A 24868-nucleotide genomic window follows, 5' to 3' on the forward strand; every position below is an offset into this window, starting at 1 on the left:
TTATTACTTATTTTAATTTAAGACGTAGCTTATCATTTTAAAAAGCAATATTTAGAAAAATATAACACGTTGCTTAAATGCGAATAATCCAGTAGTCAGGTGTAAGTTTGGAATTTACTTCAAAGAAGTAAATTCTCAATTCTACCATCCGATTCAAGTACATGTTGGATCCTTCCTTTTCTATCCCTTGCCTTCGCAAATAAGATGTAGTCTATTGATGATAGTTCCTTGCTACTTTCCATTAACCAAATAGTTGTTTGGGGTGTTATTATTGTTAAAATTTGCCGAAATATTTAATCTGGATTTACTAAGCATTCAAATCACTTCTTTAATAATTCATTGATTAAAATTTGAATTAATGAGTTATTTAGTATAATTTATTTCATCGATGCTTTGTAATTGATACTACTACTACTTGGCTTCCTCAAGTACAACATCCTACCAAAGATGAAATTATATTTCCTGACACCTTTTATTGAGGAAATAGCTTTAACTTAGAAACTATTAAAAAATCAAACAACTTTAATAAGGCCATATTGATCCTTATTTTTTGTCCTGCAGACACAAATTCAGTTCATTTTTTTAATCAAGCCTGAATTGTGTAGCGTTATGACGCTCTTCATCTTCCATATTAATGGAAAAGAAATAACTCAATCTTCCTGAGTAGAATTGTAATTACTTGAAGTCTTCCTTTCTCTTCCGAGAAGTTAAACATGCTTTCTCCAAGAACTATCCTGTTATTGTTAAACCAACTTTATTTTATGTAAGCTAAACTATTACACTTATGAAATTTTCTTTATTAAATTATTTGTGTTACGCTTGGCATTTCCTTTTGGAAAAAAAAAGAATTCCAGTACAAAAGACTTTATCCTACCCAGCTTTCTATATTCTAAATTTTAGAATAGTCTGTATTTTCTTGGGTTCTTTTTCGATAAGTCAACAGGCACTTGCCGGAGACGGGCAAGTTGTAGCAGCTCCAGCTAATAGCTTTGGTATTCGCGGGGTAATGAACTTCTCCATTAACTATCGTTATATACCTGCTCCAGCGGATATAACACGGCTGCGACAAGCCATTGACAATGCGAGCGACATTCTCTGCGATGCCACAGATGGACAAATAGTTTTTGGTACGGTTACTATTACGGCCGGCGGAACTAATGAAGATCGCGCTGACGTATGGATTTTACCGCAAATCGGGCGTTCTAATTCTCCTTTAAGTGGATTTAACAACTTAGGGTCACACATTAATCTGTTTCAGAATGCAGTAAATATAAATGGGGCAATACTGGCACATGAACTCGGGCACATGGCTTTTGGCTTAGGAGACGAATACGCGGAACAATGCCGGGGGGAAGGCCCTTGTGGCATTGGTCCGGCTTTTGACCCAGGTACCATTGATGCACGAAACAATACTTTAATGCAACAAAGCGGTATTGACCAAACAGAATTCACAGTTGCCGCCAACCATGATCTTCTTCGGGGCGATGGTACCAGTTGCGTTACTAATACTTGCGGCGGTACGGCAATGAATTGTAGTACGTGTCCAGGTTTTAATGGTACTACCAATCGTTTTGAGTCTTCTAGTCATACACTCAGATTTGGGGGGCTATCGGAATGGCAGGTACTGTCTAACAATTTTCCAGCCCTGGGGCTCGCAATTCCAGCTCTGCCCGTAGCAGCTCAACCGGCTAACTGCAGGGCATTTCTCAACGTTGTAGAAACGGTAAATGCCAGTGACTTGGTTTGTCTGGTTATGGATCGCTCCGGCAGTATGCTGGAAGAAGATGCAGGAGATACTACCCGGCTAGAATTTGCCAAAGCCGCGGCTCGGGCCTTTGTGGATGTATCAGTGGGTTTAGGAAACAATTATCAATTAGGTTTAGTATCGTTTAATGATGCCGCCACCGTTGATCAACCCGTTCAATTACTTACCTCTACTTATGTACCCACTATAAAAAACTCAATAAATGCATTAAATGCCGGTGATAATACGGCCATTGGTGATGGCCTTTTAGCTGGCGCTTTTGAAATGATTGGTAAAAGCGGTGCCAATCCTACCCTTTTTCTGCTTTCTGATGGGCAAAACAACCGGGGGACCAACCCCCAAGATGTTATTCGAGTGTTAAAAGATAGACATATCCGCACTTTTACGATACCCGTCGGAAACGGTGCTGACCGGCCGTTGTTATCCGATATTGCCTCAACTACCGGCGGAAGAATGTTAGATGCGCCTTCTGGAGATGAACTCCCCCCTATTTACATGGAATTAGCGGCTATTCACAATGGCAGTAGTTTAGTATTACCGCGCAATGAATTTTCTTTATTCGGGCAAATCATCATTGGTGCTCCCAAACCAACCGGAAAACCCCAGGGTGCTTTAGTAGAATCTCAGAATTATTCGGTAAACGTGGAAACGGATGCGTTAGGATTGGTCGTTTTTCTATCCAACCGTAATCCCGATGTCAAAACCTGGTTTCCTACTTTCACTATTACCGGTCCGGATGGCAGCCTAATCACTCCGCAGGATAAACCTTTCATAGGGTTTGATACTTATTATCAAATTCTTCGCGTACCTAGACCCGCTGCCGGCGTCTGGAATATTAAAGTGGAATCTGCTACTGGGTGGGCTACCTACGGGCATATTTTAGCTTTTGTCGAGAACCCTTCTCCGGACCTCTACGCGGATGCTGTTCCTAGAATAGCTACTCCCGAGGACACCGTTACCATATCGGCCATGGCTTCATACCTAGCTGATTTAGAGGAAGGAGTTGATTATAGTGGTTTTGTTCTCCGGCCAGACAGTTCCTATGCGCCTTTACAATTTACGAAGGATCCATTTACCCGAAAAGTAACTGCTTCTTTTTTCGATTATAATTACCGGGGAATCTATCAGGCTACCATCCAGGCCATTGTTTCTGATCAAGCCAAAGTACTTCCGGGTGAAATTATTTTTCCGGGTCCTGCTAATCCGGGAATTAATGTAAAACCATTTACCCGCATCACTACGGCTTCGTTTTTCCTGAACACTCCTTCTTTCCCGCCCAGTGGCTCTAATGATCCGGACAAAGATGGCATTCCCACCGATGTAGAAGATAAATTCCCCGATGTAGATAATGATGACATCCCTTGTTACCTGGACGAAGACTCCGATAACGACGATATCCCTGATTCGGTGGAAGCGGATAAAGATCTCAACCAAAATGGCATACTCGACTTTGTCGAACCCAAAGATCCTTCTACTTGTCCCGGGGGCCAGTCTAGTCTTAAACTAGGCAAGATCTCGGTTCAGCGGCCTACTTGCGGCAACGCCAACGGTAAAATACAAGTTACCGTTTCCGGCGGCGCGGGCCCTTATACCTACAAGTGGAGCCACCTGACTGATTTAGATGCTGCCTCAGCCAGTAAGCTGCCCGATGGTATTTACAGCGTTATTATTACCGATGCTAAAGGCTGCAGTGTATCTTCTGTTTTTAATTTGCTTCAGGACTGCTCTAAAAATGTGGTGGTGCAAAACAACTGCCCGGATAAAGTGGTGCAAGGTTGTAAATGGAATTTCCGCTTGAAAGTAGATATGCGCAAATCGGCCGCTCCACATAATCTGTTGGGTAGCTTCACCGGTAAACTCACCTGGGATCCGGCTCAGTTAGAAGCTCTCGGAACAGCTCAATTACTAAATAAGTACAAAGGTTTTGTTCGGTTAGATAAAGCCGCTGGTACTTTAAGCTTTAATGGCGCTAATTCTACCGGAATGGCCGGGGTGGTAGACATTCTGAATTCCAACTTTATTACCAAAGCCAAAGCCGGCGAAAAAATCAGCCTGAAAGCAGAATTCTCCGTTATGGCGGCTGCTAAAACCTACGCCAACTTGACTTCTAAATTACTAATCCAGATTTGTGAGCCAACGGTGAGTAAAGGAGGCGGTATATTAGGCGATGTAAATACAGATGACGCCGTTAATTCGACGGATGGTTTAATTGTTCTGTCTTATGATGCCGGCAAATCCGTGCCGAAAGGGGCAAAAACCCGGATCGATCAAGGCTTTGGGGATGTGAACTTAGACAAGAAAACCAATTCTGCCGATGGTTTAATAATTCTGGATTATGAACTCCGGGGTACCAGTAAATTCCCGGTAGGTACACCTTTCTGTCCGGCTGATGCCAAGGCAGATTCCCGCCTGGCCCAAACCAACAATAAAGGTAAAGTTATGATTACGGCTAATGGATCGGTGAATAAGCAAGATGCCTCCTGGATTGAAGTACCCGTAATAGTAAACATGACTCCTACCCAGGAAGAATTAGGCAGTTTCACCACGACTATTAAGTGGAATACGGCCGCGCTGGAACTCTTAAGCTTTAACGGGGGACAATCGCAAGGTTTTGAAGATCCTATTGTGAATACCGATGAACTCAAAGCAGGAAAATTAACTATCGTAAATGCTAATCCGGCGGGGGGTAAAGGCGCGGTTCACATATTTACTTTACACTTCAAAAAACAAAGTTTACTAAGCGAAAAAGATTTCACTTTGGATTTCTCTAGTTTAGCGAGCGCGCATAACTTCAGTGATTTAACCGCAAATATCCAAACCCAGGTTAGTTTAACCGATGAAGCATTGGATAATGATTTTGAAGTGGCCCCTAATCCATTTAATCATTCTACCATTGTTCAATATAAAGTTAAAACAGCCACTCAGGTGGATATAAGTGTGTACAATTCGGTGGGAGAAAAAGTAGCTACTTTAGTGAAAGAAAAAGTAAAAGCGGGCACCCATTCCTATAATTGGAACACTAGCACTGGTAACTTAATGCCGGGTATGTATATTATCAAAATGCAGGCCGGTAAGATTACGCAAACCCGGAAGGTAATCTATTACAAATAATAAAGTTTAGTTATGTAATACAAAGCCTGCTCCAAAGCAGGCTTTGTATTTATATTATGAAATTCCTTAAGTCTTTATAGTTATAAATGCAATAATCAATAAGGGCTGGGGTTAAATAGCAGATATCATCAATGTATGGAGATCTGTTTTTAATTATTTACTTTGCAGGTATTATTCAAAACCGCTTTCGACTAATACATAGTGCTGGAAAATTTAAAAAGACTGGATCAGGAATGGTTTTTAGCAATTAATGGGTATCATTCCTCTTTTTGGGATCCTATCATGATCGCGGTGTCCGACCGTAAATTCTGGATTCCTTTTTACGCTATATTAATAGCTTTTTTGATTTATCGTTTTCGCCGGCAAAGTATTTTAATGTTTTTAATTATTGCTTTGTCTTTAGCAGCTGCCGATGGTATTTCTTCCAGGTTTATTAAACCATTTTTTGCCCGGCTGCGGCCTTGTCACGATTCTTCCTTATCCGAATCCATTAATATTGTAGCAGGTTGCGGCGGTAAATTTGGCTTCTTATCGTCGCACGCGGCTAACAGCTTTGGCATAGCCATGCTCTTTGCGCTAATCTTACCGGAACGCTACCGGTATTTTAAAATTTTTGTTTTTATCTGGGCCGCCGTTATCTCGTACAGCCGAATTTACCTAGGGGTACATTTTCCGGGCGATGTTCTTGGCGGCGCAATTTTGGGGATTTTCCTGGGCTGGATTTTTGGTTTAATTTTCCGAAAGCTGGTGGTGCGGTATTCTTATTTTTCGGTTTAATTTTTTACTTAATTGATCTGATTTTTTTCTCAAGCTAAATTCTTGCTTATTCATTTGCGTTCTTTATATGAATAAACCAGCCTTTGCCTCTCCAGTTAAAACAAAAATGCCTCTTTAACCGGTAACTTTCTGCCCTTAACTTTGTTTATCATAAAAGTAAGTACGGCATAAATTCCCTTTGGATAAACTTCTTTCTCTTTTCATTTTTTTGCTCATACCGGTAGTGGGTTGGGGGCAGCAAAAACTAACTTTAAGCGGCTATATCCGCGATGCTGTTTCCGGCGAAAGCTTACTGGGCGCTACTATTCGGGTTAAGGACAAAGTAAACCAAGGCAGCACTGCTAACAATTACGGTTTTTATTCTTTAACCTTAACGCAAGGTAGCTATACCTTAATTGCTCAATATCTAGGTTACCAATCGCAGGAAATTAGTTTAAATCTCACCCAAAATCAGCAACAAAACATTTTACTTACCCCGGCTTCGGTGCAAGTACAGGAAGTTGTTATTTCAGATAAACGGCCCGATGAGCAAGTAAAAAGTACGCAAATGAGCCAGATTATTTTACCTATGGAACAGGTAAAAACTTTACCGGTATTATTTGGCGAAACCGATATTCTAAAAACCATTCAGTTATTGCCCGGCATTAAATCGGGTGGCGAAGGAAATACCGGTTTTTACGTACGTGGCGGCGGGGCCGATCAGAATTTAGTTTTGTTGGATGAAGCAGTGGTGTATAACCCGGGGCATTTATTTAATTTTTTCTCGGTTTTTAACAGCGATGCCATCCGCAATACTACCGTTATAAAAGGCAATATGCCCGCCCGATACGGTGGCCGTTTAGCATCTGTATTAGACATCAGCATGAAAGAAGGAAATAAAGAGAAATTTCAGGGTACCGGTGGAGTAGGTTTAATTGCTTCCCGGTTTTTAGTGGAAGGCCCTTTAGCTCAGCAAAAAGCTTCTTTTATGATTTCCGGCCGCCGTACTTATCTGGACGTTATCGCGAATCCTTTTCTGAAAAACACTTCTCAGGGCGGAGTACCTTATTCTTTTTTCGACCTTAACGCCAAAGTAAATTATACGCTTTCGCGGAAGGACCGGCTTTATTTGAGCGGTTACCTGGGCCAGGATGTGGGTGCTTTCGATTTATCTGATGGCCGATTTCAGGCTGATTTTAACTGGGGCAATAAAATAGCTGTAGCGCGTTGGAACCATTTATTTTCTGAGAAAATGTTTTTGAACGTTTCGGGAATATATAACCGCTACCGCTTTATTTTTGATTCGCATTTTGATAATTACGATTCCAAGCTGGATACTGGGGTGGAAGATGTGGGCGTAAAAGTAGATTTTGATTATTACCCTAGTTTGCGGCATACGTTGCAATACGGTTTACAATACACCAAACACCTGGTTACCCCTCGTACCGGCACCGCCCAAACGGACGAAGGAGTAGATTTTGCTACCGACCGGGTTCGGCGAAAACAAGCGCACGAAGCAGCATTCTACTTATCTGACGACTGGGTACTTTCTGATAAGCTCACAATAAACCTGGGAATTCGGGCCAGCGGTTTGCGGCAAACCGGTCCTTTTACTCAATTTAATTTTGATAATACAGGTAAGTTAATAGACTCCATTAGCTACCAAGCGGGCCAAAAAGTAAAAGAATACCTGGCCTTAGAACCTCGCCTGTCATTCCGGTACATTGTTTCACCTACGGCCTCCATCAAAGCGGGAATTTCGCGTAATGCCCAGTACTTACATTTGGTATCGAACGCCTATACCGCTTTACCGGTAGATATTTGGGTACCCAGTTCGGCTTTGGTAAAACCGCAGTACTCGTGGCAGTACACGGCCGGGTACTTCCGCAATTTTAAAGAAAATACTTATGAAGCATCGGTAGAGGTATATTACAAAACCCTGGAAAATCAACTGGAATATCGCGAAGGCTACGTGCCCGGCCCTTTAAACAAAGATTTAGAATATGAATTTGTGGCGGGGCAAGGACGCTCTTACGGTGCAGAAATTTTTATACGTAAAAACCAGGGCCGGATGCAAGGCTGGCTGGGTTATGCGCTGGCGCGTACTACCCGCACTTTTCCGGATTTAAACGGTGGACGTACTTTCCCGGCCCGCTCCGATCGCCGCCACGATGTATCTTTGGTGTCGTCTTATAAATACAATGAAAAATGGACTTTGGGCGGCACTTTTACACTGGGAACCGGCCAGGCCGTAACTTTGCCCGAACGTCGCTACGTGGTAGAAGATGCTGTTATTTACCAATATGGTGCTCGCAATGGATTCCGGATGCAATCCAATCACCGCTTAGATTTATCGGCCACGTACCAGAAAAATCAAAAGAAACGGCTTAACTCCAGCTGGACATTTGCCGTGTACAACGCGTATGGCCGGCACAATCCGTTTTTTTATTACATCGATAACGAAGGAAGCGCGTACGATGCCACTTTATTGGTGAAGGCTAAGAAAGTAAGTGTTTTTCCTTTTCCTATTCCTTCGGTTACCTGGAATTTTAGTTTTTAATAATGAAACATTGTTTGTTTATTCTTTGGCTGTTTAGTTTTTTGGGACTATTAACCAGTTGCGAAGAAACTATTAACTTAGATATTGCAGCCGGCGAAGAAAAACTGGTAGTGCAAGGGCATATTGAGCAAGACAACCCACCTTTTGTACTATTAACCCGCAGCGTTCCGGTTTTGTCCGGTACTCCAAGCAATATTTTTACTAATTCTTTTGTGCATGGCGCTACGGTAATAGTAAGTACCAAAGATCAATCTACTATCCTAACTGAACAAAATTTAGAAGATCTTTCTCCTGAACAAAAACAAATGGTTAGTGAATTATTCGGGATAAACCTTCCTTTTTCCTCCGCAACAGATTTCTACGTGTATACCACAACGGAGTTAAAAGGAAAATTAGGGCAGCAATACCAACTACAGATCACTGCTAACGGTCAGGTATTAACCGCCAGTACCAGCATACCTAACCTCACCCCTATTGATTCTTTGTGGTTTGTGCCGCACCCAAATCCTAAAAATGACAGTTTAGTAACCTTATGGTATCGCTACCAGGATCCTGATACCTTAGGAAATAATGTACGTTTTTTTACTAGTCGAAATAAAGAGCCGTTTTACCCTGGCTACCAGGCTTCTGTTCTAACCGATGAATTTGTAAACGGCCGGATTATTGATTTTCCCCTGGAGCGCGGTTACCCAAAATCGGCCAAATTAGACCTGGAATCTTACAGTTACTTTAAGCGGGGCGATACGGTAAGGTTAAGATGGGCGGCTATAGATTATCACCATTACCAGTTTTGGTTTACGATGGAGGCTGACCGGGCCAGCAATGGCAATCCCTTTGGTTTTCCTACTTCCGTTCGTTCTAATATAAAGGGTGGTTTAGGAATTTGGGGTGGCTACGGCGTAAGTCGCCACACTGTAATTAGCCGCTAGTTTTGCATTCGAAAAGTTTTAAGTTTAGTTCTCTCACTTGTTCATTCACCCTTATAATACAAGTAAACTCTTTTTTGAAATGAAAAATCTTAAGCGGTGTCGGGTGCGTATAGGAGTTATTACTAAAAAATAAAACTATGAGCGAAGCAAAAAAAACCACCGACCGCAAAGAAATTGAAAAATGGGCCAAGCAGCACGGCGGCGTTCCGTCTATCATTAAAGGAACCGAAGACGATGGCAAAGGCGAAGGAGTACTACGGATTCATTTCCCTAAGAAAAGCAAAGACAACGAAAGTTTTGAAGAAGTAAGCTGGGATGAATTTTTTAAAGAATTTGAAGCAAAGAAACTAGCTATACTTCTAAGTCCGGACAGCAATTTTAGTAAACTGGTTAAACGCGATTAGGCGCTACTTAAAGGTAAACCAAAAAACCGGGTGAGTTCCACAGAGCTCAACCGGTTTTATTTAGACTATATTAAGTTTATAATGCCACAACAAAATCAGTTTATAATATAATTTAAGGTAATTATTGATATTCAGTTTTTTTAACTATCGAACAACCAACAACTACTTACCCAGCAACTTCGCAACGTATTTACCTATAATATCAAATTCCAGGTTAACTGTGTTACCGGGTTGTACATTTTTTAAATTTGTGTGCTCGTAAGTGTATGGAATTATGGCCACCGAAAACTGATTATCCTGCGAATGAACTACCGTTAAACTAATTCCATTTACGCAAATAGATCCTTTTTCTACGGTAATGTTGCCTAAACTAGAATCGTACGTAAAAGTATATAACCAACTGCCATTCTGGTCGGTAACGCTCACGCAAGTTCCCACCTGATCCACGTGCCCTTGCACCACGTGGCCATCAAAGCGACCATTAGCAGACATGCAACGTTCCAGATTTACTAAATCGCCGGATTTTAAACTGTTTAAATTAGTTTTCTGCAATGTTTCGGCAATAGCCGTTACCGTGTATTCCTGTTGATCAATATCTACCACCGTTAAGCAAACACCATTGTGCGACACGCTTTGATCAATCTTTAACTCGGGCGTAATATCCGCTTCTAAGATAAAATGTTTGTTGGTTTTTTCCTCCCGAATGCTTTTTACTCTGCCAAGTGTTTCTATAATGCCCGTAAACATGCTTATTTTTTACTTTAAAACTTCTGAGAAGTAGGTTTTGTTTTTTTATGAAGATAAGAGTTTAGAAAACAATTGGTTAAACTCCGGAATATTAATTAAAGCTCTTTGTTTATATATTTCAGTTATAGCTTACACCCAATAACCTTAAATTTTTAAAACTTAAAACTTTTTAACCTTCCAACTAAATTACTTTCCCCGGCCTTCTACAATTACTTTTATCGTATACAAAAGCACCCGGAAATCCATGGCCAGCGACATGTTTTCGATGTAAAGAATATCGTATTTTAACCGTTTAATCATCTCGTCAACGTTTTGAGCGTAACCAAATTTTACTAGGCCCAAGGAAGTAACACCCGGGCGCACGCGTAGTAAATGCTTGTACTGAGGTGCAACTTTCACAATTTGATCAATAAAATATTGCCGCTCCGGCCGTGGCCCTACCAACGACATTTCGCCGAGCAGAACATTGTAAAACTGGGGTAATTCATCCAGGCGAACTTTACGCATAAATCTTCCCCATGGAGTAACCCGCGGGTCGGCATCGGAGGATAAGGCTGGCCCATTGGATTCGGCATTGGCAAACATACTCCGGAATTTATAAATGTAAAACGGCCGGCCACTCTTACCAATGCGCTCTTGCCGGTAAATAATTGGTCCCGGCGAAGATAATTTAACCAGAATTGCAATTGCAGCGTAAACCCAAAAAAAGAACAACATAAAAACAAATGCCACCCCAATATCTACTACCCGTTTCGAGATTTCCTGCCAAACGGGCATTAAATCTTGTTTTACTTCAATGAGCGGAGTACCGAATAAATGGTTTACCTTAACTGAACCGAGTAAAATCTGATATACGTCCGGTAAGATACTGATGTGCACATTTTCGCCTTCCAGTAAGCTTAAAATTTCGGTAGTTTTTTCGTGCTCCGATGGCTCAATAGCAATAATTACTTCTTCTATTTGATGCTGTTTAATTAAGTCTGAGATTTCGCCGTAGGGTCCTAAATTGCATAATTCGTCTTCGTAAAAATGACCAAAAGAATCGAAAACGTGCACAAAGCCTTTTATCTGTAAACCTAAATGGCGGTTATTTTTTTCTAATTCTCTGTACACTTCGCGCGCGTTGGTATTCGAACCAATGATTAAGGTATTAAAGAATATTTTTCTTTTTTTAACCAGGTTCTGGGTATGCATAATGGCCAGCGTTTTGGCCAGCGCCGAAATAAAAAAATGCACAAACAGGTAGGTAGAAATAATCTTGTAATAGGCCTTGTAATTATAAATTCCTTCGTCGTCGAGCAATAAAACAAAGAAAATAATGATACCGCCAAAAAAGGAAACCTGAGCCAGGTTTAAGATTTCTTTTACCCGCGATTTCCGGAAAATATCCCGGTAACAGCCCGTTAAAGCGTAAAGTAAAGTCCAGAAAGATGCTACAATGGCTGCATTACCTACTAGATTTAAGGTCAGATCAATCGTACCTTCATCCAGAATAATTTTGCGGAGAATGTAAAAAGTAACCCAAGCCAGGAAGGAGGCTAGAAAATCGATAAGAACAAAAGTTATCTTTTTTATTTTACGCACAAAAAGCGCTCTTTTAATAATAGAAAAGTCTAAATTAATTGAAGGATAGGGTTAAAAACACTTTAAGAATAATCCAGAGCACTTGTATTCATTTTGTATATCCTGTGAGATTACTAATTTCGCGGTTTCGCAATTTTGGTTAAAGAAATGCCTGCCCCAAAAAAACGAAATATCTAATATTAGATTCAAAAATAACGGTATTTCTGAACCGGGAAAAGAATTATTTTACTAACTATTTTTTAACGCATGCACACAGATTCGTACCGGCAAAAAGGAATGCGCAAAGTCTTGGTTAAACTTTTAAAAGAAAAAGGTATAAAAGACGAGCGGGTTTTACGGGCCATTGCTACGGTACCCCGGCATTTATTCTTCGAGAAAATGTTTCTGGAACATGCTTACCAGGACAAAGCTTTCCCGATTGGCGAAGGCCAAACCATTTCGCAACCGTATACCGTTGCTTACCAAACCGAGCTATTACAGTTAAATTCCAATGATAAAGTTTTAGAAATTGGAACCGGCTCGGGTTACCAGTGCTGCGTTTTACTTGAAATTACGCCCCATGTATACACCATAGAATACAACGAGGTATTATTCCGGAAGGCACTGCAATTTTTTGAGAAAACAGGATTACGCCCCCATACGTACCTGGGCGATGGTTCTGAAGGTTTACCCGTAGAAGCTCCCTTTGATAAAATTTTAGTAACAGCCGGGGCTCCGGTTATTCCAAAAAGTTTGCTGGCTCAATTAAAGATAGGCGGTGCCCTAGTTATTCCGGTGGGCGATGAACAATCTCAAAAAATGGTGCGCGTGGTGCGCGAAACGCCCGATGAATTTACCCGCGAAGTGTTCGATAGCTTTAAATTTGTGCCATTATTAGGTAAATCTGGCTGGAATAAATAGGTTGAACATTTTAGGTTGTACGAAACAGGTTCTTGGGTTCATACTTCTAACCAATAATTGGTACTTGGTAGATGGTACCTGGTTAATGGTATATGTTAATTTTCGGTATCTTTGCGGAATAAAATTGATGTATGACCGTCCGGAAACTGAAAAGCGTTAAAGAATCATTTACCACCATGACCGAATTGGTATTGCCTAATGATACCAATACCTTAAACAATTTAATGGGCGGCCGGCTGATGCACTGGCTCGATATTGTTTCGGCTATTACGGCGCAGAAACACTCTAACCGCATTGTAGTAACGGCTTCGGTAGATAATATTTCGTTTAAACAAGGCATTAAACTGGGCAATGTTATCACCATGGAAGCCCAGGTAACCCGGGCTTTTAACACTTCTATGGAAGTGCATGTAAATGTGTGGGCCGAAGATATTCCTTCGGGAACTAAAATGAAAAGCAACGAAGCTTTTTTAACTTTTGTGGCTTTAGATCAAAATGGAACCCCAGTAGATGTGCCGGAAGCAATACCCGAAAACGACGAAGAAAAAAGTTTATACGAAGGCGCTTTGCGGCGCCGGCAACTACGCCTCGTCCTTGCGGGCCGCATGAAACCCCACGAAGCAAAAGAATTAAAATCTATTTTTAACTTAGACCAAAACGTGACGGAGTAGTTGCAGGTTGATTATTTTAAGTGGTAGGTTTTAGGTATTTATTATTAAATCTATATTATATGGCGGAACAGGCAGCAGAACTCAGTTTTTATCAACAGCTTTTTACCGAGCCTTTGTTTATTCTACCCGAAACGCAAGCCGAGCCAGTTGTTTTTTCAATGCCGGTTATAGAACCCGAACCAATTAGTAAGGCAGAAATAGAAAAATTAGGCAACACGGCTCCGGTAAAGAAATATCCTGTTCTGGGAGATAATAAAAAAGGCTTGTTAATATTAGTATCTCAACCTGAGAATGCATTTCAGGAGCTACCCAAAAATGAGTTTTTAGTAAAAATTTTAGGAGCAATTAAGTACACGCCCAGCGATGTAGCTTACGTGAATACTTTAAATATAAAACCAATAAATATTTACGAGTTAAGCAAAGCAGAAAACCTGAAACACTTGATTGTATTCGGGAAAAATATTCTGGACATGACTGCTGATTCACGAGTAGGCTATTACAAACCAGCCAGTATTGGCCATACTCCTTTGCTAATTGTGGAAGAACTTGAAATTATTGAACGGGATGTAAACAAGAAAAAACAATTGTGGGCCGCTCTGCAAGCTATGTTTTTGAAGTAATTTTAAATCCACTAGCTGAAGCTAGTAGCTATTCAGAAGCTAGTAATTATTTATTATTATTTACTTGCCAAACAATAGATGGCTTGCCTCCAGCTTTAGAGGATGGATGGTAAAACCATAATAGGTGCTACCTGGATAAATTTTCCTTACTAAACAGCTTCTTTAAAACCAATAGCTTAAAAGTTAAATATCTATTGTTTTTAAACAACAAAGGCCTACTTGAATAGAAGGCCTTTGTTGTTTAATTTAGGTTTGAAAAAGCTTAAATTTTAATTTATAATTTACTAGTTTAATTAAACAACCTTTTACTATTTTTTAAAATATTTAGGTTAATTTAATAACTCCGCAACTTTAGCCTCCAGTTCCGGGCCGCGTAAATTGCGGGCAATAATTTTACCTTCCCGGTCGAGTAACACGGTTTGCGGAATAGCTTGAATGTTATATAACTGAGCGGCGGCACTTTCCCAACCTTTTAAGTCCGACACATGCGGCCAAACCAACTGATCTTTTTGGATCGCTCCCAACCATTTATCCCTGGAATTATCCAGCGACACTCCAAAAATTTCAAAACCTTTATCTTTGTACTTATGGTACATGCGCACTACGTTCGGATTTTCTTGTCGGCAAGGTCCGCACCACGAAGCCCAAAAATCTACTAACACGTATTTTCCTTTGAGCGACGAAAGCGACATGGTTTTGCCATCGGGCGTAGGAAGCGTAATATCCGGGGCAGCTTTACCAATAGCTAAGGTTTTCAGTGGCTCCAGGCGCTTTATTAATGCTTTCGTATATTGCGATTCAGGCTTGCTTTTATTCAACAAAGTAGCCATACTATCAGCAAAGGCAAGGTCCGTTTCAGGGTTAATTAAGTTTAAAGTAGCAAAAGCGGCAACGGCAGTTTTATCGTGTTGTTTAATAAAGCCTTTAATTACTTTTACGTTGCCTTCCTGTATTTTTTGGTAAGCTTCCTGAATTACTTTCACCGAATCTTCATTAGCCGATTCAGTTGCTTTCGTAAAACGTTTTTGTAATTGCATACCGGAAGCCTGCATTTTTTCCAGCTTATCGGTTAGTTCTTTAAACAACTGGGCTTCTTCCGAACCTTTAATGGCGTAGGTTTTATTCAGGTCTTTGGCATCGGCCTCAACCTGAATTTCCTTATTTTCCAGCATAAATAAGATCATGTTCTCGTCGGTAAGGGAAATCCGGTAAACACTTGGCTCCGTTACTTTGCCTTCGAAAGTAAAAGATCCATCGTTTAAGACGGTTGCTGTGTCGCGGGTAACAAACTGCTTCTCTCCTAACTCACTCAAGTAAACTTTACCCGAACTCTGGTTATTTAATTTACCGTAAATTTTATAGCTGCCGCTATCTACGCCGTTTTTAGAACCTATTTTATTACAGGCTCCTAGCAGCGCAAGCGGTATAAACCCAATTAATATTACTTTTTTCATTTCTATAAAAGTTTTTGCACTCCTGCTTCTTGGTAATTTTACTCAGGTAAGAAAGATAAATCAACATCTGAAATAAAAAGCCAACCCGTTTAAATAACTAAACCAGGTATAATTCTTTATCTCAATTTCGTCAGATCCATAGCTTAACTTCTAATAAGTTACGTTAGCTGTTAATCAAGTTAATAGTTAAATATCTTTAAATTAGATGTCTAAAAACCGGTTTACTTAGAATGTATTACTTTATACTTTCTTCAGGCTTTCCTGTAACAATTTGTTTACCGTTTTCGGGTCGGCTTTACCTTTGGTAAGCTTCATGATTTCACCCATAAACATGCCTACCAAGGCAGTTTTACCCGCTTTGTATTCAACTACTTTTTTAGGATTGCCCGCTAATACCTGATCAATAAACCCTTGTAATTGAGTATCATCTGATTCTTGTATCAGGTTAAGTTCCTCTGCTACTTGTAACGCCGTTTTCGTCGGATTTTGTATTAATTGCGGGAAAATATTCCGGCTGGCCGCCGTATGATTTACTTTACCGGCATCTACCAACCCAATTAAATCAGCTAATTGCTGCGGCTGCAATGGAAATTCGCTCACGGGCAAAGCCAGTTCATTAATGAATGATTTAACGGGTCCCATTATCCAGTTCGAAGCAGCTTTGTAATTGGTGGTATATTGGCAAAGATCGTCAAAGTACAAAGCAATTTCTTTTTGGTCGGTTAAAACGCCGGCATCGTAATCGGGTAACTGATAATTTTTAGTAAAACGTTCGTAGAGTTCATGCGGTAAAGGCGGCATTTCGGCTTTAATCGTGGTAAGCATTTCTTCCGAAACAAATACCGGAGTTAAGTCCGGTTCCGGAAAATACCGGTAATCGTTCATGGTTTCTTTTGAACGCTGGCCGCTGGTTGTTCCGGTTACGGCATCAAAGCCCCGTGTTTCCGATTCAATAGTTTCGCCGCGTTCCAACATTTCAATTTGGCGCTCAATTTCGTAATCAATGGCACGCTGCACATTCCGGAAAGAGTTCATGTTCTTTACCTCTACCTTGGTACCAAATTTTTCGGCTCCTTTCAGCATAACAGACACGTTGGCATCACAACGCAGCGAGCCTTCTTCCATGTTACCATCGCAGATATCCAGGTAACGAACCAGTTTTTTAATCTCCGTCAGGTAATTATAAGCTTCTTCGGAAGTATGAATATCCGGCTCCGATACAATCTCGATCAGCGGCACCCCCGCCCGGTTCAGGTCAATGAGCGATTCGGTTTCGCCGGCTAAGTGCATGGATTTACCCGCATCTTCTTCCATGTGAATACGGGTAATGCCAATGCGTTTTTCGCCCTGGCTGGTTTGTATGTACACGTAACCTTCCCGGCAAATGGGTGTTTTATCCTGGGTAATCTGGTAGCCTTTTGGCAAATCCGGGTAGAAATAGTTTTTGCGGGCAAATATATTCTGACGGGTGATTTGGCAGTTAGTAGCTAAGCCCATTTTAATGGCATAGTCAACGGCTTTTAGATTAGCTTTTGGCAAAGTACCCGGGTGGCCCAGAGTAATAACGCTGATGTTGGTATTCGGCAAAGTGCCGTACTCCGTAGAGTCGGAAGCAAACATTTTGCTTTCGGTCAGTAATTGAGCGTGTACTTCTAAACCAATAATCGGCTGATATTTTTCTCGCAAATTTTCTTCCATCGTGTCATTAATAGCCAGCATCTGCACTACCTAATACTGGATTATTTTATATTAAAATAGATAAATTTAATTAAATTAAAAGCTTTAAGCAAACAATTATAACCTCCTGATAAAGAAGATCTAATTATTTTGCCAGTAAACTTTTTACTAGCTCTGCCGCTTTGCCGGGGATAGCAGCTAAACCACTTGTTTCTTTACCACCGGCGGTAGCATAAAACGGCTGACCACCTCCACCACCTTTTATTTCTTTGGCTAATTCTTTAACCAGATTTACGGCATTCAAATTTCGTTCTGCTATCAGATTATCCGAGAGCATTACCGCTAGTTGGGGCTTATTATCAATTTTAGCAGCTAATATTAAACATAAATTATCACCGGCCGCATTGCGGGTATCAAAGGCTAATTTTTTAAGGTAATTCGAAGAGCTAACCTCCACTTTTTCCGCAATTAACTTCACGCCAGCTATTTCCTGGCTTTTACTTAATAAGGTATCTTTAAGGGTAGTGAGTTGCTTTAACTCAAATTGCTCTAATTGCTTTCTTAAAGAATTATTTTCAGAAAGTAATTTTTCTATGGCCGCTGTAAGGTTTGTTTGGGCACCCAAAGCCTCCTTTACAGACTCTAATTGTTCCAATTGGTTATTTATATAATCTTGAGCCTGATCAGCGGTATACGCCTCAATGCGCCGAACGCCGGCAGCTACCGAACTCTCCGAAACTATTTTTAGTAAACCAATCTCGCCGGTATTGGGTACGTGGGTTCCCCCGCACAATTCTACGGAGTAATTTTTATCAAAAGTTATTACCCGAACAAATTCCCCGTACTTTTCGCCAAATAAGGCCATTGCTCCAAGTTGTTTGGCTTCGGCAATAGGTACGTTACGTTTTTCGTCTAGAGGAATGCTCTGCCGGATATGCTGGTTCGCAATGGCTTCAATATCCCGCAATTGACTTTCGGTTACTTTAGTAAAATGCGAAAAGTCGAAACGTAATAATTTATCATTTACCAAAGAACCTTTCTGGGCCACGTGCGTGCCGAGTACTTCGCGTAAAGCCGCGTGCAGTAAATGCGTAGCTGAATGGTTTTTCTGAATCAGGCGGCGACGCTCTTCATCTACCCGGGCCAATACGGGCACTTCCATATCCAAAGGCAAGTCGGCGGTAATATGAATAATAAGGTCGTTTTCTTTTTTAGTATCGAGAACTTTTACCTTACTTAAGTCTGATTCTAAAAATCCAGTGTCTCCCACCTGACCGCCACTTTCGGCGTAAAAAGGTGTCCGGTCGAGCACAATCTGGTACTCGGTTTTATTTTTGGTTTTTACCTGCCGGTATTTTACAATGCGGGCTTCGGTGGAAATTGCATCATAACCCATAAATTCCGTCGGTACATCATCGCCCACCAGTATCCAATCGCCCTGTTCTGTTTGCGCTGCGTTTCGCGAACGATTTTTCTGAGCCTGCATTTCTATCTCAAACCCTTCCTCATCCACTGAAAAACCATTTTCTTTGGCAATTAGAGCAGTTAAATCGGCCGGAAAACCAAAAGTGTCATATAATTCAAAAGCTGTTTTCCCATCAATTCGGTTTTGGTTTCCTTTAAAGGTCTCATTTAAAGAATCCAAGCGCTTCAACCCATTTTCCAGCGTCCGCAAGAAAGCCAGTTCTTCTTCTTCAATTACCCGTTGCACAAAAGCCTGTTGCGCTTTTAGCTCGGGGAAAATATGCGCTAGCTGATCAGCTAAAACCGGTACCATTTGGTACAGGAAAGGCTTTTTAAAATTTAAGAAAGTAAAAGCATAACGCACCGCTCTACGTAAAATCCGGCGGATTACGTAACCGGCTTTGTTATTGGACGGTAGCTGACCATCGGCAATGGCAAAGGCAATGGCCCGAATATGATCAGATAATACCCGGATCGCAATGTCGGTTTTCTCATTATCCTCGTATTTCACACCGGCTTGTTCGGCCACAAACTGAATCATGGGCTGGAAAACATCGGTGTCGTAATTGGATTGTTTGCCCTGAACAGCCATGCACAAACGCTCGAAGCCCATGCCCGTATCTACGTGTTGCGCAGGGAGTTTCACCAAAGATCCATCGGCCAAACGGTTAAATTCCATGAACACGTTATTCCAGATTTCCACTACCTGCGGATGATCATTATTTACGAGTTCTTTACCGGGTGTTTTAGCTACTTCTTCTTCAGAACGCAGGTCAATGTGAATTTCGGAACAAGGACCACAAGGGCCGGTGTCGCCCATTTCCCAGAAGTTGTCTTTTTTAGAACCGAACAATATGCGGTCTTCCCCACCCAGAATTTTCTTCCAAATTTTAAATGCATCTTCATCGGCCGGTAAACCGTCTTTCTCGTCGCCACCAAAAACGCTAACGTACATGCGTTCTTTGGGTAGGTTGTATACGTCGGTGAGCAGTTCCCAGGCCCAGGGCAAAGCTTCTTTTTTAAAGTAATCGCCGAACGACCAATTGCCCAGCATTTCGAACATGGTGTGGTGGTAGGTGTCGTAACCCACTTCTTCCAGGTCGTTGTGCTTACCAGAGACCCGCAAACATTTTTGGGTATTGGCTACCCGTGGCCAAGGTGCGGGCTTGTTGCCTAAAAAGTAATCTTTAAACTGGTTCATACCCGCATTCGTGAACATGAGGGTAGGATCGTCTTTTACTACAATAGGCGCCGACGGTACAATATGGTGTTTTTTGGAAGCAAAAAAATCAAGAAACTTTTGTCTGATCTCCGAAGAATTCATTTATACTCTTTAAGTCTTTATTCAAGTTTGTAGACGAATCGTATTGTTTATCAGCAAAAAATAATTCAATTTCGCTTAGAACAATGCTTTTCACCCAAGCGTATCGTTATGGGTGTCGGCAAAAGTAGTATTTTTTAAAATTAATCGGTAACCTTATTCTGATTTTTACCCGCAGTGGTTTTGCTTTTAAATCATTTACATTCAGAAGGTAAAATCTTATGGGTTGTTTTAAGAAGGATGGCGGCAAAGTGAATTAACGTTGAAACTGGTACAACCTAACTTTTGCTCAGAATAAATTGCTGAATAATTTCTAACGAAATAATTAAACTGGATTATGCCCTTTAAAGAAAAAGATATCGAAAAACAATATTATAGCATTGGAGAGGTAGCGGCCATGTTTCAAGTGGCGCCTTCGCTTATTCGTTTCTGGGAATCGGAATTTGAGGTACTAAAACCTAAAAAAAGTAAAAAAGGGAACCGGCTGTTTACCAAAACGGATATTGAAAACTTACGTTTGGTGTATCATTTAGTAAAAGAACGCGGCTTTACGATACAGGGAGCACGGGAAGTATTAAAGAACCGGTCCGTACAAACCAAAGACAAAGTAGAAATTATTAAATCTTTGGAAAAAATTCGTGAATTTTTGGTTAGTGTAAAAAGTGAGTTGAGTTAGTATTATTGGCTGAATATTTACTAAAACAATTAAAAAAAGAATGGCTCCCTAAAAAGGAGCCATTTAAATAAATTAAGAAATTTTATTTTGGCGACCGAGTATAATGCCGTAAATGAGTAGCCCAGCGGCCCCGGCAAATACCAAATATTGTTTGTTGCGGTTCGAAAGCGAATTATAATAATCTAAACCAAACTTACCCGGATTTTTTACGGCGTCCATTATGGCGGTCGGGTTTTTAATTAAATCGGCTAATTTATTCTGCACTTGTGAAGTTTCCATAGTTTCTATTTTTTAATGCGGTAATGCTTACGTGAAACCGATGCTTACGTTAATCTAATACCTATAATATTTAATTTTTTATCCTTAATAGCTTAAAAGCAGACTAAATACCGACATCACCGCTTTATTTTAGGTATAATCCTCACCCCACTGCTCCTCTTCATTTACTAAATATTACTACTCTTTCTTTTAAGAATTAAAAGCGATTTTAAAATTAAAATTTACCGTTTTCCTGTTTTGTTACTTTTGCAATTTTCCTGCGTAAACGGGTTTTAATCTAAAGTATTTAAACAGACACTCAATTGGCATCAGATTCTTTGTTATATGAAGTGGCCCTGGGATTGCTGCCGGGTGTAGGAGATATGCTCACCCGGCAACTTATTAGCTACTGCGGTTCGGCTAAAGCGGTTTTTACTTCCCATAAAGGCCAATTATTAAAAATACCGGGCATTGGGCAAACCTTGGTGCAAAATATGAACCCAAACCAAGCCCTGCAGCTAGCCGAAAGTATTTTAAAGCAAGCCGAACAACAACAAGTACAACTTCTGTTTTATACCAATCCCCAATACCCAGCCCGTTTAAAACAGATTGCCGATGCACCTTGCCTGCTGTATTACAAAGGCAACGCTGATCTTAACCATGCGAAAATAGTAAGTATTGTAGGTACCCGACAGGCTACTGATTACGGCAAACGCATCACCGAGAAAATTGTATCCGATTTAAAAAAGCACAACCCAGTTATAGTAAGTGGTCTGGCTTACGGCATTGATATTTTCGCGCATCGAGCCGCCGTAGCAGCCGGATTGCCTACTGTTGGTGTAATGGCTAGCGGACCAGATATTATTTACCCATCGGTACACCGCAAAACCGTAGAGAAAATGCTCGAAAGTGGCGGCATACTTACCGAGAATACTTTTGGCACCAAACCCGATGCTCCCCGCTTTCCGGCCCGCAACCGGATAATTGCCGGTTTAGGAGATTGTACCATAATTGTGGAGGCCGCCATAAAAGGTGGAGCGCTTATTACCGCTGATATTGCTAATAGTTATAACAAAGATGTAATGGCTGTGCCTGGGAATCTGGATGTAAAGGTTTCGGAAGGTTGCAACTACCTAATTAAAACCAACCAGGCAGCCATTTATACCAAGTTGTCAGACTTAGAAGAATTGTTAAACTGGGACGAAGCTTTAGCCCCGGCGGCGGTTAAACATAGTAAAGGTTTGCACCTAAATGCCGCCGAGTTTGAACCCGAAGAATGGCAGATAATTGAGCTGCTGCATGCCCATAAAGAAGAACTTATGGATAATATATCCTGGAAAGTTCAGATTCCGGTAAGCCGATTGGCTTCGGTGCTTTTGGGCCTGGAGTTTAAAGGAGTGGTTAAGTCCTTACCGGGTAAAAAGTTTGCTTTGGTATAGTTATATAATTACCTCTAGATTCAGATTAAACCTGATATGGGTTTTTATCAGTCTTAAGGATTTATCATTTTTGAAACGTAATCACAGCTTCAGTAATCTTAATCCTAGTGTTCCTCCAAAGAAGATTTGAGAATAAAGTAGATTTAGGAATGAAGAAATTAAAAGATTTAAGAATCCTGGACTCCTTTCTAATTCATAAATTCTAATTCATAATTTGGCGAAGCACTAATTTTATGCCCATTATCAGGAGTTTTTGAACCAGGCTTACCAGGAATAATCAGATGTACCTTTTGCATAATTTTAAATTAATCTCAGAAGAGAATTTTTCGCTTTCTTACACCAACCGGGCTTTTCAGTACAACGATGGGTTATTTGAAACCATTATTCTGGATAATGGCCGAATTCGATTTTTAGCCGACCATCTGGAACGAACCCGAAAGGCACTACAAGTTTTACAAATTCAGGTACCGGCAGAACTACAAAATCAAGCCTTATTAGAGTCTTATATACAGGAACTTGCCAAACAAAATCAATTGCAGCAGCGTGCCCGGATAAAATTGCACGTTTGGCGTACGCCCGATGGTTTGTTCACCCCGGAACAAAATACCGCCGAAACCCTGATTACCTTGCAACCGCAAGCTTCTTTTCCTTCCGTCATCGCAAGTGCTGATTTTGCCACTACCGTCCAAAATGCGTATTCGCCGTTATCTTTTTTTAAAGGCCCTTACGCAGTAAATTATGTATTAGCCAGTCTGGAGAAAAAACAAAAGCAACTCGACGAACTTATTCTTTTGAATAATCAAGGATTTATTTCAGAGACTTTAGTGGCCAATATTTTTTGGGTAAAAGAAGCAGTTTTGTACACTCCATCTTTGCCATCGGGCTGTATAGCCGGCATTATCCGGAAAAATATACTCCGGCTCGCAGCAATTGAAAACTTAAAAGTAGAGGAAGGCATTTTTTCAAAGTTAGATTTAATGAGTGCGGAGACTGTTTTTACCTCTAATGTAACGGGTTTGCGACTCATACAATTCATCGGGCAGAAAGAATTTTCTATTCATCAACCTGTCCTGGATCAACTCAATGCTTTACTTTTTACTAAATAAAATTTTTTTTTTAAATTGGATAGTTTACAAAATCGCAGCTTACCTCCTTCTTAAAACAGGTAAGAGAATTATTCTTTGTAGTAAAAACTACTTGCCAACATTCCATCTTTAACAATTAGAGCATTTAACCAGCTAAACCCCTACCTTTGCGGCTCAATTTACAGGTTTATGTCAACGGAACGGATTCGCATTATTTTACACGCTGGTAAAGAACAATCGCTTAAACGGTTTCACCCTTGGGTATTTTCAGGAGCAATTAAAAAAGTTATGGGAGAGCCGCAGGATGGCGATACTGTGGACGTGTATTCGAGCCGGAACGAGTTTTTGGGTGCAGGCCATTACCAGAAAGGCTCCATTACGGTACGGATTTTTTCTTTTGAACCTACCGCGGCGGATGCTGCTTTCTGGCGCTCTAAATTGCAGCAAGCCTATAACTACCGACAAGTTTTGGGATTTATTGATAATCCGAAAACTAATGTGTACCGTCTGGTTTTTGCCGAAGGAGATGGTTTGCCCGGATTAATTATTGATGTATACGGCGAAACGGCCGTGCTGCAGGCGCATAGTGTAGGAATGTACCGGGCCAAAGAACAAATTGCCCAAGCTTTACAGGAAGTTTACGGCCATCAATTAAAGGCAGTATACGATAAAAGTGCTGAAACCCTGCACTTACAGGAAACCGATACCCCCTTAAACAGTTATTTAATTGGGAGCGGCAACGAGGCTCAGATTGTGCAGGAAAATAATAACCCTTTTTACGTAGATTGGATAACCGGTCAGAAAACCGGCTTTTTTATTGACCAGCGCGAAAACCGGCAACTACTGGCTAATTATGCTCCGGGTAAATCGGTGCTGAATACTTTTTGTTATACGGGCGGCTTTTCGGTGTATGCCTTAAATGCCGGAGCTACGCTGGTACATTCGGTAGACAGTTCTAAAAAAGCCATTGAACTCACCGACAAGAATTGCGCCTTAAACCAGGCCGGTGATCGCCATGCCTCTTTTGCGGTAGATACCTTTAGCTTTTTCAAAAATCAACCGCAACCCTACGATATTATTATCCTGGACCCACCTGCTTTTGCGAAGCACCATAATGTACGGCACAACGCCGTAATGGGCTACAAACGCCTGAACGCAGAAGCTTTAAAGCAAATTAAACCGGGCGGCATATTATTTACTTTTTCCTGTTCGCAAGCCGTAGATCGTAGTTTATTTAACAACACCATTATGGCGGCCGCCATTGAAGCTGGCCGGAATATTAAAATTATGCACCACCTCTCTCAACCAGCCGATCACCCGGTTTCTATCTTTCATCCGGAAGGAGAATACCTGAAAGGGCTGGTTTTGTTTGTAGAGTAAAGAAAGAGTTAACTCTAAGATTATCTTAAGAGAGCTTGTATTCCGTGGAGCCTGTTCCAGTCTCCAT

General features: G+C 40.9%; 18 protein-coding genes. 12 read left to right on the forward strand and 6 right to left on the reverse strand.

All coding sequences use genetic code 11. From position 1 onward, the window contains the following. The first annotated feature begins 916 nt into the window (after window positions 1–916). From HUW48_RS12030 to HUW48_RS12050, 5 genes are all read left to right on the forward strand, one after another. Entirely contained in the window at window positions 917–4876 is a 3960-nt protein-coding gene (locus HUW48_RS12030; RefSeq protein ID WP_182415903.1) for a VWA domain-containing protein, read from the forward strand. 201 nt (window positions 4877–5077) lie between these two features. Next, window positions 5078–5653, forward strand: a complete 576-nt coding sequence (locus HUW48_RS12035) for a phosphatase PAP2 family protein (protein WP_182415904.1) — start codon at window positions 5078–5080, stop codon at window positions 5651–5653. 178 nt (window positions 5654–5831) lie between these two features. Beyond that, on the forward strand, window positions 5832–8192 hold the full coding sequence (locus tag HUW48_RS12040; RefSeq protein ID WP_246343847.1) for a TonB-dependent receptor: 2361 nt from the start codon (window positions 5832–5834) through the stop codon (window positions 8190–8192). Between the two features lie 2 nt (window positions 8193–8194). Beyond that, window positions 8195–9121 (forward strand): DUF4249 family protein, encoded by a 927-nt coding sequence (locus HUW48_RS12045; RefSeq protein WP_182415905.1) that lies wholly within the window; start codon window positions 8195–8197, stop codon window positions 9119–9121. A 137-nt stretch (window positions 9122–9258) separates the two neighbouring features. After that, complete coding sequence (locus HUW48_RS12050; RefSeq protein ID WP_182415906.1) at window positions 9259–9525, forward strand: hypothetical protein; 267 nt, start codon at window positions 9259–9261, stop codon at window positions 9523–9525. Between the two features lie 162 nt (window positions 9526–9687). Here HUW48_RS12050 and HUW48_RS12055 read toward each other — a convergent pair whose 3' ends face one another. Next, window positions 9688–10272 carry a riboflavin synthase gene (locus tag HUW48_RS12055; RefSeq protein WP_182415907.1) on the reverse strand — a complete coding sequence of 195 codons (585 nt, stop codon included), beginning with the start codon at window positions 10270–10272 and terminating at the stop codon, window positions 9688–9690. A 186-nt stretch (window positions 10273–10458) separates the two neighbouring features. Next, complete coding sequence (locus HUW48_RS12060; RefSeq protein ID WP_246343849.1) at window positions 10459–11856, reverse strand: sugar transferase; 1398 nt, start codon at window positions 11854–11856, stop codon at window positions 10459–10461. A gap of 246 nt (window positions 11857–12102) precedes the next feature. On the opposite strand from HUW48_RS12060, the gene HUW48_RS12065 reads away from it, so the two are divergent. The 3 genes from HUW48_RS12065 to HUW48_RS12075 all read left to right on the forward strand — a co-directional run bounded on the left by HUW48_RS12065 (window position 12103) and on the right by HUW48_RS12075 (window position 14047). Next, a complete protein-coding gene (locus HUW48_RS12065; RefSeq protein WP_182415908.1) occupies window positions 12103–12756 on the forward strand; it encodes a protein-L-isoaspartate(D-aspartate) O-methyltransferase in 654 nt (217 codons plus the stop codon). 131 nt (window positions 12757–12887) lie between these two features. Next, entirely contained in the window at window positions 12888–13427 is a 540-nt protein-coding gene (locus tag HUW48_RS12070; protein ID WP_182415909.1) for an acyl-CoA thioesterase, read from the forward strand. A 59-nt stretch (window positions 13428–13486) separates the two neighbouring features. Continuing rightward, entirely contained in the window at window positions 13487–14047 is a 561-nt protein-coding gene (locus tag HUW48_RS12075) for a hypothetical protein (protein ID WP_182415910.1), read from the forward strand. Window positions 14048–14376: 329 nt separating this feature from the next. Here the strand turns inward: HUW48_RS12075 and HUW48_RS12080 are convergent, their stop codons facing one another. The 3 genes from HUW48_RS12080 to alaS all read right to left on the reverse strand — a co-directional run bounded on the left by HUW48_RS12080 (window position 14377) and on the right by alaS (window position 19966). Next, entirely contained in the window at window positions 14377–15501 is a 1125-nt protein-coding gene (locus tag HUW48_RS12080) for a TlpA disulfide reductase family protein (RefSeq protein WP_246343851.1), read from the reverse strand. 240 nt (window positions 15502–15741) lie between these two features. Beyond that, the gene (gatB, locus tag HUW48_RS12085) at window positions 15742–17220 is read right to left on the reverse strand and encodes an Asp-tRNA(Asn)/Glu-tRNA(Gln) amidotransferase subunit GatB (RefSeq protein WP_246343853.1); all 1479 of its coding nucleotides are present in this window, start codon (window positions 17218–17220) and stop codon (window positions 15742–15744) included. A 103-nt stretch (window positions 17221–17323) separates the two neighbouring features. Further along, window positions 17324–19966 carry an alanine--tRNA ligase gene (alaS, locus tag HUW48_RS12090; RefSeq protein WP_182415911.1) on the reverse strand — a complete coding sequence of 881 codons (2643 nt, stop codon included), beginning with the start codon at window positions 19964–19966 and terminating at the stop codon, window positions 17324–17326. 334 nt (window positions 19967–20300) lie between these two features. Here alaS and HUW48_RS12095 point away from each other — a divergent pair, with 334 nt between their 5' ends. Continuing rightward, the gene (locus tag HUW48_RS12095) at window positions 20301–20639 is read left to right on the forward strand and encodes a MerR family transcriptional regulator (protein ID WP_182415912.1); all 339 of its coding nucleotides are present in this window, start codon (window positions 20301–20303) and stop codon (window positions 20637–20639) included. A 72-nt stretch (window positions 20640–20711) separates the two neighbouring features. On the opposite strand, the gene HUW48_RS12100 is transcribed toward HUW48_RS12095, so the two are convergent. Next, entirely contained in the window at window positions 20712–20918 is a 207-nt protein-coding gene (locus HUW48_RS12100) for a hypothetical protein (protein ID WP_182415913.1), read from the reverse strand. Between the two features lie 302 nt (window positions 20919–21220). Here HUW48_RS12100 and dprA point away from each other — a divergent pair, with 302 nt between their 5' ends. The 3 genes from dprA (at window position 21221) to HUW48_RS12115 (ending at window position 24801) form a co-directional block, all read left to right on the forward strand. Next, window positions 21221–22336 (forward strand): DNA-processing protein DprA, encoded by a 1116-nt coding sequence (dprA, locus tag HUW48_RS12105; protein WP_317173797.1) that lies wholly within the window; start codon window positions 21221–21223, stop codon window positions 22334–22336. A gap of 281 nt (window positions 22337–22617) precedes the next feature. After that, complete coding sequence (locus tag HUW48_RS12110) at window positions 22618–23442, forward strand: aminotransferase class IV (protein ID WP_182415914.1); 825 nt, start codon at window positions 22618–22620, stop codon at window positions 23440–23442. Between the two features lie 168 nt (window positions 23443–23610). Beyond that, the gene (locus HUW48_RS12115; RefSeq protein WP_182415915.1) at window positions 23611–24801 is read left to right on the forward strand and encodes a class I SAM-dependent rRNA methyltransferase; all 1191 of its coding nucleotides are present in this window, start codon (window positions 23611–23613) and stop codon (window positions 24799–24801) included. Window positions 24802–24868: the final 67 nt, after the last annotated feature.

It is taken from the genome of Adhaeribacter radiodurans (assembly GCF_014075995.1).
In the GTDB taxonomy this organism is placed as follows: domain Bacteria; phylum Bacteroidota; class Bacteroidia; order Cytophagales; family Hymenobacteraceae; genus Adhaeribacter; species Adhaeribacter radiodurans.

What these genes read in the sequence shown, in the direction of transcription:
- HUW48_RS12045 (WP_182415905.1), top strand. Translation starts at nt 8,195, where the DNA reads ATGAAACATTGTTTGTTTATTCTTTGGCTGTTTAGTTTTTTGGGACTA.
- HUW48_RS12080 (WP_246343851.1), bottom strand. Translation starts at nt 15,501, where the DNA reads ATGAAAAAAGTAATATTAATTGGGTTTATACCGCTTGCGCTGCTAGGA.
- HUW48_RS12075 (WP_182415910.1), top strand. Translation starts at nt 13,487, where the DNA reads ATGGCGGAACAGGCAGCAGAACTCAGTTTTTATCAACAGCTTTTTACC.
- HUW48_RS12115 (WP_182415915.1), top strand. Translation starts at nt 23,611, where the DNA reads ATGTCAACGGAACGGATTCGCATTATTTTACACGCTGGTAAAGAACAA.
- HUW48_RS12070 (WP_182415909.1), top strand. Translation starts at nt 12,888, where the DNA reads ATGACCGTCCGGAAACTGAAAAGCGTTAAAGAATCATTTACCACCATG.
- HUW48_RS12110 (WP_182415914.1), top strand. Translation starts at nt 22,618, where the DNA reads ATGTACCTTTTGCATAATTTTAAATTAATCTCAGAAGAGAATTTTTCG.
- gatB (WP_246343853.1), bottom strand. Translation starts at nt 17,220, where the DNA reads ATGCTGGCTATTAATGACACGATGGAAGAAAATTTGCGAGAAAAATAT.
- HUW48_RS12050 (WP_182415906.1), top strand. Translation starts at nt 9,259, where the DNA reads ATGAGCGAAGCAAAAAAAACCACCGACCGCAAAGAAATTGAAAAATGG.
- alaS (WP_182415911.1), bottom strand. Translation starts at nt 19,966, where the DNA reads ATGAATTCTTCGGAGATCAGACAAAAGTTTCTTGATTTTTTTGCTTCC.
- HUW48_RS12095 (WP_182415912.1), top strand. Translation starts at nt 20,301, where the DNA reads ATGCCCTTTAAAGAAAAAGATATCGAAAAACAATATTATAGCATTGGA.
- HUW48_RS12100 (WP_182415913.1), bottom strand. Translation starts at nt 20,918, where the DNA reads ATGGAAACTTCACAAGTGCAGAATAAATTAGCCGATTTAATTAAAAAC.
- HUW48_RS12065 (WP_182415908.1), top strand. Translation starts at nt 12,103, where the DNA reads ATGCACACAGATTCGTACCGGCAAAAAGGAATGCGCAAAGTCTTGGTT.
- HUW48_RS12055 (WP_182415907.1), bottom strand. Translation starts at nt 10,272, where the DNA reads ATGTTTACGGGCATTATAGAAACACTTGGCAGAGTAAAAAGCATTCGG.